Source organism: Shinella sp. Sh6, from assembly GCF_055392685.1.
This window is the reverse complement of sequence record NZ_AP044005.1, coordinates 2,705,805-2,717,806: the sequence shown is the minus strand read 5'-3', so window position 1 is coordinate 2,717,806 and position 12,002 is coordinate 2,705,805. Positions and strand designations below refer to the sequence as shown.

At 66.3% G+C, this 12,002-nt stretch carries 16 protein-coding genes; 11 read left to right on the top strand and 5 right to left on the bottom strand.

The window, feature by feature from the left end; all coding sequences use genetic code 11:
- Positions 1–22 precede the first annotated feature (22 nt).
- Together ACZ5TO_RS13035 and tal are read right to left on the bottom strand one after the other, a co-directional pair.
- The gene (locus ACZ5TO_RS13035; protein ID WP_464798385.1) at positions 23–823 is read right to left on the bottom strand and encodes an inositol monophosphatase family protein; all 801 of its coding nucleotides are present in this window, start codon (positions 821–823) and stop codon (positions 23–25) included.
- Positions 824–1,073: 250 nt separating this feature from the next.
- Positions 1,074–2,036 (bottom strand): transaldolase, encoded by a 963-nt coding sequence (gene tal, locus ACZ5TO_RS13030; RefSeq protein ID WP_184144064.1) that lies wholly within the window; start codon positions 2,034–2,036, stop codon positions 1,074–1,076.
- A gap of 283 nt (positions 2,037–2,319) precedes the next feature.
- Between tal and ACZ5TO_RS13025 the strand changes: the two genes are divergently transcribed.
- Positions 2,320–3,306: a sugar-binding transcriptional regulator gene (locus tag ACZ5TO_RS13025; RefSeq protein WP_464798384.1), complete on the top strand. Its 987-nt coding sequence runs from the start codon at positions 2,320–2,322 to the stop codon at positions 3,304–3,306.
- A gap of 3 nt (positions 3,307–3,309) precedes the next feature.
- Here ACZ5TO_RS13025 and ACZ5TO_RS13020 read toward each other — a convergent pair whose 3' ends face one another.
- Positions 3,310–3,531 carry a helix-turn-helix domain-containing protein gene (locus tag ACZ5TO_RS13020; protein WP_464798383.1) on the bottom strand — a complete coding sequence of 74 codons (222 nt, stop codon included), beginning with the start codon at positions 3,529–3,531 and terminating at the stop codon, positions 3,310–3,312.
- Between the two features lie 245 nt (positions 3,532–3,776).
- Between ACZ5TO_RS13020 and ACZ5TO_RS13015 the strand changes: the two genes are divergently transcribed.
- Positions 3,777–4,301: a 5-formyltetrahydrofolate cyclo-ligase gene (locus ACZ5TO_RS13015; protein ID WP_210308740.1), complete on the top strand. Its 525-nt coding sequence runs from the start codon at positions 3,777–3,779 to the stop codon at positions 4,299–4,301.
- A 9-nt stretch (positions 4,302–4,310) separates the two neighbouring features.
- Positions 4,311–5,135, top strand: a complete 825-nt coding sequence (locus tag ACZ5TO_RS13010) for a TIGR00282 family metallophosphoesterase (protein WP_184144072.1) — start codon at positions 4,311–4,313, stop codon at positions 5,133–5,135.
- Between the two features lie 9 nt (positions 5,136–5,144).
- Here the strand turns inward: ACZ5TO_RS13010 and ACZ5TO_RS13005 are convergent, their stop codons facing one another.
- Positions 5,145–5,678 (bottom strand): pyridoxamine 5'-phosphate oxidase family protein, encoded by a 534-nt coding sequence (locus tag ACZ5TO_RS13005; protein ID WP_464798382.1) that lies wholly within the window; start codon positions 5,676–5,678, stop codon positions 5,145–5,147.
- 132 nt (positions 5,679–5,810) lie between these two features.
- Here ACZ5TO_RS13005 and ACZ5TO_RS13000 point away from each other — a divergent pair, with 132 nt between their 5' ends.
- On the top strand, positions 5,811–6,302 hold the full coding sequence (locus tag ACZ5TO_RS13000; protein ID WP_464798381.1) for a hypothetical protein: 492 nt from the start codon (positions 5,811–5,813) through the stop codon (positions 6,300–6,302).
- A 165-nt stretch (positions 6,303–6,467) separates the two neighbouring features.
- Positions 6,468–7,214: a YebC/PmpR family DNA-binding transcriptional regulator gene (locus ACZ5TO_RS12995; protein WP_184144078.1), complete on the top strand. Its 747-nt coding sequence runs from the start codon at positions 6,468–6,470 to the stop codon at positions 7,212–7,214.
- A 156-nt stretch (positions 7,215–7,370) separates the two neighbouring features.
- On the opposite strand, the gene ACZ5TO_RS12990 is transcribed toward ACZ5TO_RS12995, so the two are convergent.
- A complete protein-coding gene (locus ACZ5TO_RS12990; protein WP_464798380.1) occupies positions 7,371–8,372 on the bottom strand; it encodes an LLM class flavin-dependent oxidoreductase in 1,002 nt (333 codons plus the stop codon).
- Positions 8,373–8,531: 159 nt separating this feature from the next.
- Here ACZ5TO_RS12990 and ruvC point away from each other — a divergent pair, with 159 nt between their 5' ends.
- From ruvC to ybgC, 6 genes are read left to right on the top strand one after another with little or no spacing between them, the layout of a single operon-like run.
- Entirely contained in the window at positions 8,532–9,044 is a 513-nt protein-coding gene (ruvC, locus tag ACZ5TO_RS12985) for a crossover junction endodeoxyribonuclease RuvC (protein ID WP_184144082.1), read from the top strand.
- Positions 9,045–9,099: 55 nt separating this feature from the next.
- A complete protein-coding gene (locus ACZ5TO_RS12980) occupies positions 9,100–9,360 on the top strand; it encodes an AbrB/MazE/SpoVT family DNA-binding domain-containing protein (protein ID WP_464798379.1) in 261 nt (86 codons plus the stop codon).
- A complete protein-coding gene (locus tag ACZ5TO_RS12975; RefSeq protein WP_464798378.1) occupies positions 9,341–9,757 on the top strand; it encodes a type II toxin-antitoxin system VapC family toxin in 417 nt (138 codons plus the stop codon). Before ACZ5TO_RS12980 ends, ACZ5TO_RS12975 begins: the two co-directional genes overlap by 20 nt.
- A gap of 11 nt (positions 9,758–9,768) precedes the next feature.
- Complete coding sequence (gene ruvA / locus ACZ5TO_RS12970; protein ID WP_464798377.1) at positions 9,769–10,386, top strand: Holliday junction branch migration protein RuvA; 618 nt, start codon at positions 9,769–9,771, stop codon at positions 10,384–10,386.
- 40 nt (positions 10,387–10,426) lie between these two features.
- The gene (gene ruvB / locus ACZ5TO_RS12965) at positions 10,427–11,467 is read left to right on the top strand and encodes a Holliday junction branch migration DNA helicase RuvB (protein WP_184144090.1); all 1,041 of its coding nucleotides are present in this window, start codon (positions 10,427–10,429) and stop codon (positions 11,465–11,467) included.
- 4 nt (positions 11,468–11,471) lie between these two features.
- Complete coding sequence (ybgC, locus tag ACZ5TO_RS12960) at positions 11,472–11,954, top strand: tol-pal system-associated acyl-CoA thioesterase (RefSeq protein WP_464798376.1); 483 nt, start codon at positions 11,472–11,474, stop codon at positions 11,952–11,954.
- Positions 11,955–12,002: the final 48 nt, after the last annotated feature.

Here is a 12,002-nt window from a genome sequence, read left to right as displayed (position 1 = left end):
AAAACGCCGTCCGTGCCGCGCCTTAGCGCGCGGGCACCGGGCGATGCAGCACTTCGCGCAGCGCCTTGTGGATATATTCGTTGCCGGCGACGATGGTGCCGGTGTCGAACATGGCGTTGCCGCCCTCCAGGTCGCTGGCATAGCCGCCGGCTTCGCGAATCAGCAGCACGCCGGCCGCCATGTCCCAGGGCATCAGGTCGCGTTCCCAGAAGCCGTCGAAACGGCCGGCGGCGACATAGGCGAGATCGAGCGCGACCGCGCCCATGCGGCGCACGCCGGCGACTTCGCCCATCGTGTGGCGCAGCTCGATGAGGAACTTGCCGTGGTTGCCGCGGCCGAGATGCGGAACGCCGCAGCCGACGACGGCGTCGGAAAGGTTCTTGCGGGCGGCGACGCGCAGGCGGCGGTCGTTGAGGAAGGCCCCGCCGCCGCGCTCGGCGGTGAAGAGCTCGTCGGTCGCCGGGTTGAGGACGACGGCGGCGACGATCTCGCCGTTGCGCTCCAGCGCGATGGAGACCGCGAAGAACGGAATGCCGTGCAGGAAGTTGGTGGTGCCGTCGAGCGGATCGACGATCCAGCGGTGCGCGCCGTCCGTGCCGATGATCTCCTCGCTCTCCTCGCCGAGGAAGCCGTAGGTCGGGCGGGCCTTCATCAGCTCGTCGCGGATGATCTTCTCGGCCTTGCGGTCGGCCTGGGAAACGTAGTCGCCCGGCCCCTTCAGCGAGACCTGGAGGTTCTGCACTTCGCCGAAATCGCGCCCGAGCGACTTGCCGGCCTTGAACGCGGCCTGAACCATGACGTTGAGAAGAGCTGAACGGGCCATGCTGCTAGAGTTCCTTCGGGAATGTCCGGTGTTTTATCCGGTGGCCGGGAGACGGCGAAAGCCGCGGCGCGCATGCACCGGGACCGGGATGCGCCTCAAGACCACAAATCCCCCGAAGTTTCAAGCCTTGAGCGTTGAGAAGGGTGCAAGGCACGCGCGCCGCCGCTGCATGGGCGGGCCTGAACGGGGCAAAAGCAAAGGCCCGCCGGGCTTTCCGGGCGGGCCTTCAAGAAGGGAAGGGGCCTTACTTTCAGGCGGCGGCCTTCAGTTCCTTGTCGATCATGGCCCGCAGGCTGCCGAGGTCCTTGGCGAAGGCGCGGATGCCCTCGGAGAGCTTGTCGCTCGCCATGGCGTCCTCGTTCAGCATCCAGCGGAAGGTCTTCTCGTCGATCTTGACCGGCGAGACCTTGGCGGCCTTTTCCGGCGAGAGCTTGCGTTCCAGCTTGCCGTCGGCGGCGTCGAGCTCTTCCAGCAGCGCGGGGCTGATCGTCAGGCGGTCGCAGCCGGCCAGCGCCTCGATCTCGCCGGTGTTGCGGAAGGAGGCGCCCATGACGATCGTGTTGATGCCGTTGGACTTGTAGTAGTCGTAGATCGAGCGGACCGAGAGCACGCCCGGATCGTCTTCCGCCGTGAAGGTCTTGCCGGTCGCCTTGACGTGCCAGTCGAGAATGCGGCCGACGAAGGGCGAGATGAGGAACACGCCGGCATCGGCGCAGGCGATGGCCTGGGCCTTGTTGAAGAGCAGCGTCAGGTTGCAGTCGATGCCTTCCTTCTGGAGGACTTCGGCCGCGCGGATGCCTTCCCAGGTGGAGGCGAGCTTGATGAGGATGCGGTCGCGCGAAATGCCGCGCGCGTCATAGGCCTTGATGATCTGGCGGGCTTTGGCGATGGAGCCGTCGAAATCGAAGGAGAGGTCGGCGTCCACCTCGGTGGAGACGCGGCCGGGCACGAGCTCGGCAAGCGCCGCGCCGACGGAGATGGCGAGGCGGTCGGCAACGGCGGCGACGACGCCCTCGCGGCTGCCGCCCTGCGACTGGCCCCAGCGGAGAGCTTCGGCGACCGTGTCGGCAAAGGCCGGCGTGCCGAGCGCCTTCAGGACAATGGTGGGGTTGGTGGTGCAGTCGACCGGCTTCAGGCGGCGCACGGCTTCGATATCGCCGGTGTCTGCCACGACGGTCGTCATCGCGCGGAGTTGTTCAAGTTTGGATGCCATGTCCGAAATCCCGAATGGTTGTTGCTGGGCCGCTTTCTCAGGGAAACGCAGGGCCCTCCTCCATGTTCCTGTGGAAGCGCGGCCGGCGAGCGTGCTTCCGTTTCACTCGCCGTCCGTGCTGGCACACCTTGCCTGCCGACGGAAAGCCGCCAGCCGACACGGGTGGACTATCGACGTTCCGCCGGGGAAAAGTCAAGCACTTTTGCTCATTGTTCTGAACATATGTCGCATTCGCCGCACGATGTGCTAAGCTGTGCGCAAAGATACAGCAAAGGGAGGCGACGTGGCACGGCTTCGGCGCGATACGCACACGGCCTATTCGGAATCGGCGGCGCTCCGGCTCCGGGCGGCCTGGCTCTATTACAATCAGGGCCTCACCCAGAAGGATGTGGCGGAGAGGATCGGCGTCAGCCGCACCACCGTCATCCGCATGCTCGACGAGGCGCTGAAGCGCTCCGAGGTGCAAATCTGGATCAACGAGGGCATCGGCGATTGCGTCGAGCTCGCCGGCCGGCTGGAAAAGGCCTACGGTCTCGACGAGGCCGTGGTGGTGCCGGCGGGCGACACTGCGGAGGCGACGGCAAAGAGCGTCGGCCTGGCGCTCGGCCAGTTCCTCACCGAGGCGATCCCGGACGATTGCACGGTGGGGGTGGGCTGGGGCCGCACGCTCACGGCCTCGCTCGCCAGTTTTCGTCCCGCGCGGCGCGAGCGCGTGAAGGTCGTCTCGCTGCTCGGCGGCGTCGTGGAGGCGCACAACATCAACCCCATCGAATATACCTGGCGGCTGGCGAGCCAGCTCGGCGCGGAATGCTACCTGTTCCTCGCCCCGCTGCTGGTCGATTCGAAGGAGACCAAGCGCAGCCTCATCGAGAAATGCGGGCTGAAGACGCTGTTCGAGATCGCCGAGAGCATGGATATCGCCGTCGTGAGCTGCGGCGATATCGGGCCCGACGCCAGCTCCCTGTCGCGCGATTTCATCGCCCGGCATGAGCTGGAGGAGCTGATCGCGGCGGGCTGCGTGTGCGATACGATGTGCAATTTCCTCGATGCCGAGGGCCGCACCATCGACCACCCGATCCGCCACCGCGTCATGTCCATCGATCTCGATACGGTGAAGAAGGCGCGCCACATCGTGCTCGTCTCGGGCGGGGCGCACCGTGCGCCGGCAATCCGCGCCACGATCCGCCGCGTCGGTTGCAACACGCTGATCACCGACGAGGGCGCGGCGCAGGCGATGCTGCGGCTTGCGGAGATTTCTTCGGCTGCATGAAGCCTAAAGAAGATCGAGGCGCACGGCGCGGGTGATCGCGCCCGTCATATTGCGCGCGCCGAGCTTGTCGATGGCGCTGCGCAGGGCCTCGGCGACCCGGGGCATTGCGATATCCGTCTCCAGCACGATATCGGCCGGCGTCCGGCCGTTGGCGGCGAGTGCGAGGCACCGCCGTTCGATTTCGCTGAGTTCCGGCACGGGGGAAAGATCATCTTTCGAGGACATGCGCCCGACTTAAAGGCTGAGCCGGACAGCGCAAGGACAAGCGCCCCCGATGCTTAACGGCGGGCCTCGGCTTTTCTTCCTCATGTCCCGTTTCGAAACAGGCCGATGCGCGTCGCAGGGAAACGGGGATTTGCCTTCCGCCGCTGCTAGCTGGTAAGCGGAGCGCAACAGGGCGGGAGAGATCCGTGACGAAGAGGGAAGAGAAGGCGGCGATCCGCAACGAGCGGCTGGCGCTGCGCGATGCGATGACGGCGGAAGCGCGCATCGAGGGCAGCCTTGCCATGGTCGATCACGCCGGCGACCGGCTCGATTTTACGCCCGGCACGGTGATTTCCGGTTTCTGGCCGATCCGCTCGGAGGCCGACATCCGCCCGCTGATGGCGCATCTGCGCACGCGCGGGGCGCGGCTCTGCCTGCCCGTCGTGCTCGACCGCGAGACCATCGTCTTTCGTGAGCTCGTTCCCGGCGCGCCGGTGATCAAGACCGGCTTCGGCACGACCGGGCCGGGGCCGGAGGCCGCCGTGCTCGACCCGGAAATCCTGCTCGTGCCGCTTTCGGCCTTCGACCGGGCGGGCCACCGCATCGGCTACGGCGCCGGCCACTACGACCGCGCCATCGACCGCCTCAAGGCGAAAGGCGGTGCGCCGAAACTCATCGGCATTGCGTTCGACTGCCAGGAAGTGGCATCAGTACCGGCGGAACCGCACGACGTCGCGCTGGACGCGATCCTCACCGAGAGCGGCTTCCGCATGTTCCAACAGGTTTCGTAAGGCAGGCAGATGCGTTTTCTCTTTCTGGGCGACATGGTGGGCAAGACCGGGCGGACGGCCGTCTGGGAGCGCCTGCCGGGGCTGATCGGCGACTTCAAGCTGGATTTCGTCGTCGTCAACGGGGAGAACGCGGCCGGCGGCTTCGGTATCACGGAAGACATCTTCCTGGAGACGATCAATGCCGGCGCCGACGTGGTGACGACCGGCAACCACGTCTGGGACCAGAAGGAGGCGGTAACCTTCGCAAGCCGTCACGACCAGTTCCTGCGCCCCGCCAACTATCCCGCCGGAACGCCCGGCCGCGGCGCCAATCTCTTCGTCGCCCGCAACGGCGCGCGCGTCCTCGTCTCCAACATCATGGGCCGGGTGTTCATGCATCCCGAGCTCGACGACCCCTTCACGGCGGGCGAGGCGATCCTTGCCTCCTGCCCGCTCGGCGAGCAGGCCGATGCCGTGATCTTCGACTTCCATGCCGAGGCGACGAGCGAGAAGCAATGCTTCGGCCATTTCGTCGACGGGCGCGCCAGCGTCGTCGTCGGCACGCACACCCATGTGCCGACCGCCGACTGCCAGATATTGAACGGCGGCACGGCCTACATGTCGGATGCCGGCATGTGCGGCGACTACGATTCCTCCCTCGGCATGGAGAAGGAGGAGCCGCTGAACCGCTTCATCTCGAAGATGCCGAAGGGCCGTTTCGAGGCGGCCTCGGGGCCGGCGACGATCTGCGGCATGGCGGTGGAGATCTCCGACCGCACGGGCCTTGCGGAGAAGGTCGCGCCGCTCCGCCTCGGCCCGCGCCTTGCCGAGACGGTGCCGGATTTCTGGCGCTGAGCCAGACCGTCAGACCATGTGGCGCAGCCGATCTGCGGGGCCGCCGGTGAAGTCGACATGCGTCTTCACGCCGATATCCGGCTCCTCGTCCGGATTGAGGTTCGCCTTGGCGATCTCCCAGCCGAATTTCAGCGTGCTGCCGGTGGAGGCCCAGATTTCCGCGTCCTCCATTTCCAGCGCCAGCAGGGTGAGCTTCGGGTCGTCCTTGCCGTCGAACCAGGCCTCGATCACCGAGTTCCAGTATTCGTCGATCTTGACGGGGTCGCGGCGCAGAAGGATGCGGCCGGAAATGCAGGCGTGATAATCGTGGTCCTTGCCGACCACGCAGAAATGGGCGCGCGCGCCGGGAGCGATCGCCTCGGCGATCTCCGTGTCGGCCTTGGTGAAGAACCAGATCGTGCCCGTCTGGCGGTCGAGTTGCGGGGCCATCGGCTGCATGTGCATAGAACTGCCTTCGAGGCCGAGCATGCCGGCATGGATGCGGTCGATCTCGTCGAAAAGCTGCTCCTTGGGGTTTTCACGGGCCTTGGTAAGGTCGGACATGGCTGTTCCTTTCGCGCGTTGCGGTCGATGGAAGGGAACGGGGGGCGGGTGGCAAGGTTCCACCTTCGGGCGCGGTGCTTGCCGCGGCGGCCGGCCCTGCCTATTCTTTGCCCGTTCATGCCGGAGCCCGCGATGCGTTTCCTGTCCGCCGTCCCCTTGCTGCTTTTCTCGACCGCCGCCCTTGCGAGCGGCGCGCCGACGCCCGGCGGACCCGGCGCCGAATCGGGCAAGCCGCGTGGAACGGAAATGCAGCCGGTGGAAAAGGCGCCGGTTCGCGTGCTCGGCGTTGCCGAAGAATTCGTCATGCCCTCCGGCAATATCGGCTGCATCTACATTCCCGAGGGCGGCACGGCGACCTATCGGCCGGCCGACGGCGGGCCGGAGCTTTCCTGCGACCGCGTCGAGCCGAAATACCTGCGTGCGACGCTCGGGCGCGCCGGCAAGGCGGTGGTGCGCACCAATATCGGCGACCGGGGCTGCTGCGGCGGCGACAAGGTCATCCCCTACGGCGACGTGTGGTCGGCCGGTCCCTTCACCTGTTATTCGGAGCGTACGGGGCTCACCTGCAAGCGCGACGACGGCCATTCCTTCCTGCTCAGCCGCGCCCGCGTGACGGCGAACTGAGCTTTCGCCGCTTTGTTTGCCGGACTGCTGGACGCGCGGCGGCAATGAAATTATAAGGCGGCATTTCGAAAATCGGGGCATGAGACCGGCGCGCCGGCGCGGCGGGTGCCCTGCCACAGTGACCGGCGACCGAAGGATAAGGGCGCCAAACGAGACAGGGGTGCCATGGCTGGCCATTCACAGTTCAAGAATATCATGCACCGCAAGGGTCGGCAGGATGCCGTGCGGTCGAAAATGTTCTCCAAGCTCGCCCGTGAAATCACGGTCGCGGCCAAGACGGGCCTGCCCGACCCGTCGATGAACGCCCGCCTGCGCCTGGCGATCCAGAACGCCAAGGCGCAGTCGATGCCGAAGGACAATATCGAGCGCGCCATCAAGAAGGCCTCCGGCGCCGACAGCGAGAACTACGAGGAAGTCCGCTACGAGGGCTACGGCCCGGGCGGCGTCGCCGTCATCGTCGAGGCGCTGACCGACAACCGCAACCGCACCGCCTCCTCCGTCCGCTCGACCTTCTCCAAGGCCGGCGGCGCGCTCGGCGAAACGGGCTCGGTGTCCTTCTCCTTCGACCGCGTCGGCGAGATCACCTACAAGCTCTCCGTCGGCAGCGCCGACGACGTCATGGAAGCCGCCATCGAGGCCGGCGCCGAGGACGTGACGAGCGACGAGGACGGCCACACGATCATCTGCGGCTTCGAGGATATCGGCGACGTCTCCAAGGCGCTGGAAGACAAGCTCGGCGAAGCCGAGACCGTCAAGGCGATCTGGCGGGCGCAGAACACGGTGCCGGTCGACGAGGAAAAGGCCCAGTCGCTGATGAAGCTCATCGACACGCTGGAAGACGACGACGACGTGCAGAACGTCTACTCGAACTTCGAGGTGTCGGACGAGGTCATGGCGAAGCTGTCGGCCTGATCGAGCCACCAGTCTCTCCTTCCGTCATCCTCGGGCTTGCCCCGAGGATCCACGCGGCACCCGCGGCATGGATGGTCGGGTCAAGCCCGGCCATGACGAAAAAGGCGATGGTGAAATAGCAAAAGGCCGGTGCCACCAAGGCGCCGGCCTTCTTCTTTATGCCGCCTCGGCCAGCTCCCGCTGCGCCCCGGCAAACAGCCGCACCGATTTCAGCCGCGCGTCCATGTCGTAGACCGGCATCGACACGATCAGCTCGTCCGCCTTCGTCAGCGCCAGGAAATCGGCGATGCGGCGCCTGATCGTCTGCGGCCCACCCACCACGGCATATTGCAGCGTGTGCTCGACCATGATGCGCTCCTGCTCGTTCCAGAAGGCATCCATATCGTCGACCGGCGGCGGGAAGGCGCTCGGCGTGCCGCGACGCAGGCGCACGAAGGATTGCTGCATGGAGGTGAAGAGGTGGTTCGCCTCCGCATCCGTATCGGCCGCCGCGCCCATCACGCCGACCATGACATGGGGCCTGTCGAGATATTGCGAAGGCTCGAAGCGCTCGCGGTAGATCTCCAGCGCGCTCAGCAGCATGTCCGGCGCGAAATGCGAGGCGAAGGCGAAGGGCAGGCCCAGCATGCCGGCCAGATGCGCCGAATAGTGGCTGGAGCCGAGCAGCCAGACCGGCACGTTGCTGCCTGCGCCCGGAATGGCGATGACCTTCTGGTCGGGGCCTGCCGGCCCGAGGAGCTGCATCAGTTCCACCACGTCCTGCGGGAAGGCGTTCGCGGCGCTGTCGAGGTTGCGGCGCAGCGCCTGCGCCGTGCGCATGTCCGTGCCCGGCGCGCGGCCGAGGCCGAGATCGATGCGGTCCGGAAAGAGCGCGGCGAGCGTGCCGAACTGCTCGGCGATGACGAGCGGCGAATGGTTCGGCAGCATGATGCCGCCCGAACCGACGCGGATCGTCTTCGTGCCCGCGGCGACATGCTGGATGACAAGGGAGGTGGCGGCGCTGGCGATGCCGCGCATACCGTGGTGCTCGGCAAGCCAGAAGCGCTTGTAGCCTTCGGCCTCCGCCTCCTGCGCGAGGCGGCGGGAATTTTCGAGCGACTGGGCGACGGTGCCGCCTTCGGTGACCGGGGACAGGTCGAGGATCGAGAAGGGCACCATGGCGCGGCCTCTTGCTAAGGAAATTTGATTGCCCTCCCATGTAGGTTCAGTTCCGTGAAATCCAAGCGAAGATGCCCCGCTTTCCGCAAACCGTTCCTTTGTTTTTGTTTTGTTCACATTTGACTGGCAGGGTCCGGCCAACGGGACTAGGGTTTTTGCATGCAGGAAACGATTCGCATCATCGGCATCGATCCGGGGCTTCGCCGCACCGGCTGGGGCATTATCGAGACGCTCGGCAATTCGCTGCGCTTCGTCGCCTCCGGCACGGTGACCTCCGACGGCGAGATGGATCTTGCCTCGCGCCTCTGCCAGCTCCACGACGGCCTTGCCGAGGTGGTGCACGGCTACAAGCCGGACGAGGCGGCGGTGGAGCAGACCTTCGTCAACAAGGACGCGACGGCGACGCTGAAGCTCGGCCAGGCGCGCGGCATCGCCATGCTGGTGCCGGCCCGCGCGGGCCTGCGCGTCGCCGAATATGCGCCGAACGCCGTCAAAAAGGCCGTCATCGGCGTCGGCCACGGCGAGAAGCAGCAGATCCACATGATGCTGAAGGTGCTGATGCCCAAGGCGACCTTCGTCGGCAACGACGCCGCCGACGCGCTCGCCATCGCCATCTGCCACGCCCACAACCGCCAGGGCCTTTCCGGCCGCCTCGCCAAGCTCGCCGGCTGATTTGTTCTTGACTTGTTCCTATCGTGCCGGTAAGTAATACCGCAGAGGTATTACCATGCGCGTGACGGAAAAAGGCCAGGTGACGATCCCGAAGGATATCCGCGAGCGGCTTGCCATCAAGCCGGGCTCGGAGGTCGACTTCGTCGTATCGGAAAACGGCGTGATGCTGGTCAAGGCCGGTGACGGTAAGTCCGACTTCAAGGATTTCGAGGACTGGGCGGCGAGCGTCCAGGGGACTTGGGACCTCGATGGCATGACGCCCGACGAATATTTCGAATGGCTGCGTGGGCCGCGTGATGACCTCGACCCTCGTTGACACGAATGTCCTGATCGACATTCTCGGTCCGGACCGGCCCCAGCGCGTCTGGTCGCTTGCCGCACTGAAGCGCTGTGCGGAAGAAGGCGAACTCGTTCTTCATCCCGTCGTCTGGTCGGAGCTGGCGACCTCGCCGCTCAGCGAGCTGGAACTGAACCTTGCCTTCGGCTGGCTGCGCATGCGGCGCGAACCGATGTCCTACGAGGCGGCATTTTCGGCAGGCAAGGCACATTATGCCTATCGCCGGGCGGGCGGGCTTCGCGAGCGCACGCTTCCCGATTTCCTTGTCGGTGCCCATGCGGCCGCCCGGTCTCATCGCCTGCTCACCCGCGATGCCGCCCGCTACCGCAACTATTTCCCCGCGCTCGACATCATTTCCCCCGAAACCCATCCCTGACGGATCCTCCCATGATCGGCAAACTCAAAGGCGTAATCGACGAGATCGGCGAGGATCATGTGGTCCTCGACGTGCACGGGGTCGGCTATGTCGCCCATTGCTCGGCGCGCACGCTCGGCAGGCTCGGCTCGGCCGGCGAGGCGGCGGTGCTGTTCATCGAGACCTATGTGCGGGAGGACCAGTTCCGCCTGTTCGGTTTCCTGACGGCGCTGGAGCGCGAATGGTTCCGCCTGCTGCAAAGCGTGCAGGGCGTCGGTTCCAAGGTGGCGCTCGCGGTCCTTTCGACGCTGACGCCGGGGGAGCTTGCCAACGCCATCGCGCTTCAGGACAAGACGGCGGTGTCGCGCGCGCCGGGCGTCGGGCCGAAGGTGGCGGTGCGCATCATCACGGAGCTGCGCAACAAGGCGCCGACCTTCGCGGGCGAGGCGGGGGCGTCCATCGGGCTCAAGCAGGAGATCGGCGAGGGCGTCGCTTCCGCCCCGGTCACCGACGCCGTCTCGGCGCTCACCAATCTCGGCTATTCGCGCGATCAGGCGGCGAACGCCGTCGCGGCGGCGCTCAAGAATGGCGGGGAGGAGGCCGACAGCGCCAAGCTCATCCGTCTCGGCCTCAAGGAATTGTCGCGGTGATGCGGTTGCCTTCCTCCGTCGACAATGGGATTAGGGCTCGATGAGCGACGAGACCAGACTGCTTTCGCCCGACAAGCGCGGCGAGGACATCGATACGGCCCTCAGGCCCCAGACGCTGGACGACTTCACCGGCCAGGCGGAGGCGCGGGCGAACCTGAAGATCTTCATCGAGGCGGCGAAGAACCGCGGCGAGGCGCTCGACCATGTGCTCTTCGTCGGCCCGCCCGGCCTCGGCAAGACGACGCTCGCCCAGATCATGGCGAAGGAGCTCGGCGTCAACTTCCGCTCGACCTCGGGCCCGGTCATCGCCAAGGCCGGCGACCTTGCGGCGCTGCTCACCAATCTGGAAGAGCGCGACGTGCTCTTCATCGACGAGATCCACCGCCTCAACCCGGCCGTCGAGGAAATCCTCTACCCGGCCATGGAGGATTTCCAGCTCGACCTCATCATCGGCGAGGGCCCTGCCGCGCGCTCGGTGAAGATCGACCTGTCGAAATTCACGCTCGTTGCCGCCACCACGCGCCTCGGCCTCCTGACGACGCCGCTGCGCGACCGCTTCGGCATCCCGGTGCGGCTTAATTTCTACACCGTCGAGGAACTGGAATCGATCGTGCGCCGCGGCGCGCGGCTGATGGGCCTCGGCATGACGGATGAGGGCGCGCGCGAGATCGCGCGGCGGGCGCGCGGCACGCCGCGCATCGCCGGACGCCTGCTGCGCCGTGTGCGCGATTTCGCGGAAGTGGCGAGGGCCGAGGCCGTGACGCAAAAGATCGCCGACGAGGCGCTGACGCGGCTCCTCGTCGACAATATGGGCCTCGACCAGCTCGACCGGCGTTACCTTTCGATGATCGCGCACAATTTCGGCGGCGGGCCGGTCGGCATCGAGACCATCGCGGCCGGTCTTTCCGAGCCGCGCGACGCCATCGAGGACATCATCGAGCCCTACATGATCCAGCAGGGCTTCATCCAGCGAACGCCGCGCGGGCGCGTGCTGACGGCCAATGCCTGGAAGCATCTCGGCCTCACGCCGCCCAAGGATATCGAGGCGACGCAGTTCCGGCTGGGGCTGGAGGACGAGTGAGGGCATGTCCGTGACCGAAACGAACCACCATCTTTCCGGTGAGCTGACGGAGGCGGGCCACCGGCTCGTGCAGCGTGTCTATTATGAGGACACGGATTTCTCCGGCGTCGTCTACCATGCCCGCTACCTGCATTTCCTGGAGCGCGGCCGCACGGACTATCTGCGGCTCCTCGGCCTGGAGCAGGGCAGCCTCATCCTTGCGGAGGATCGCGAGGGCCTCGTCTTCGTCGTTCACCGCATGGAGATCGACTTCAAGGCGCCCGCGCGCATGGACGATATCCTGACGATCCTGACGTCCACGGAAAAGGCGGGCGGGGCGAAGATGATCCTCGACCAGGAGATCCGCCGGGGCGAGCAGCTGCTGATCGCCGCGCGGGTCATCATCGCCGTCATCAATGCGGCCGGCCGGCCGCGCCGGCTGCCCGAGGCGCTGGCGGCGCGCTTCCTCGCCAAGGTGGCGGCCGTTTCCGGCGGGGCCGGGCAGTAACACTCCCTTAACCATAATGATGTCTTACTCGGCTGGTGAGGATTTTGT

Coding starts and splice junctions, on each gene's coding strand:
- ruvC (WP_184144082.1), top strand. CDS start 8,532: ATGCAGGAAACGATTCGCATCATCGGCATCGATCCGGGGCTTCGCCGC.
- ACZ5TO_RS13005 (WP_464798382.1), bottom strand. CDS start 5,678: ATGTCCGACCTTACCAAGGCCCGTGAAAACCCCAAGGAGCAGCTTTTC.
- ACZ5TO_RS12975 (WP_464798378.1), top strand. CDS start 9,341: ATGACCTCGACCCTCGTTGACACGAATGTCCTGATCGACATTCTCGGT.
- ACZ5TO_RS13015 (WP_210308740.1), top strand. CDS start 3,777: ATGACGGCGGAAGCGCGCATCGAGGGCAGCCTTGCCATGGTCGATCAC.
- ruvB (WP_184144090.1), top strand. CDS start 10,427: ATGAGCGACGAGACCAGACTGCTTTCGCCCGACAAGCGCGGCGAGGAC.
- tal (WP_184144064.1), bottom strand. CDS start 2,036: ATGGCATCCAAACTTGAACAACTCCGCGCGATGACGACCGTCGTGGCA.
- ACZ5TO_RS12990 (WP_464798380.1), bottom strand. CDS start 8,372: ATGGTGCCCTTCTCGATCCTCGACCTGTCCCCGGTCACCGAAGGCGGC.
- ACZ5TO_RS13000 (WP_464798381.1), top strand. CDS start 5,811: ATGCGTTTCCTGTCCGCCGTCCCCTTGCTGCTTTTCTCGACCGCCGCC.
- ACZ5TO_RS13035 (WP_464798385.1), bottom strand. CDS start 823: ATGGCCCGTTCAGCTCTTCTCAACGTCATGGTTCAGGCCGCGTTCAAG.
- ACZ5TO_RS12995 (WP_184144078.1), top strand. CDS start 6,468: ATGGCTGGCCATTCACAGTTCAAGAATATCATGCACCGCAAGGGTCGG.
- ruvA (WP_464798377.1), top strand. CDS start 9,769: ATGATCGGCAAACTCAAAGGCGTAATCGACGAGATCGGCGAGGATCAT.
- ACZ5TO_RS13020 (WP_464798383.1), bottom strand. CDS start 3,531: ATGTCCTCGAAAGATGATCTTTCCCCCGTGCCGGAACTCAGCGAAATC.
- ACZ5TO_RS13010 (WP_184144072.1), top strand. CDS start 4,311: ATGCGTTTTCTCTTTCTGGGCGACATGGTGGGCAAGACCGGGCGGACG.
- ACZ5TO_RS12980 (WP_464798379.1), top strand. CDS start 9,100: ATGCGCGTGACGGAAAAAGGCCAGGTGACGATCCCGAAGGATATCCGC.
- ybgC (WP_464798376.1), top strand. CDS start 11,472: ATGTCCGTGACCGAAACGAACCACCATCTTTCCGGTGAGCTGACGGAG.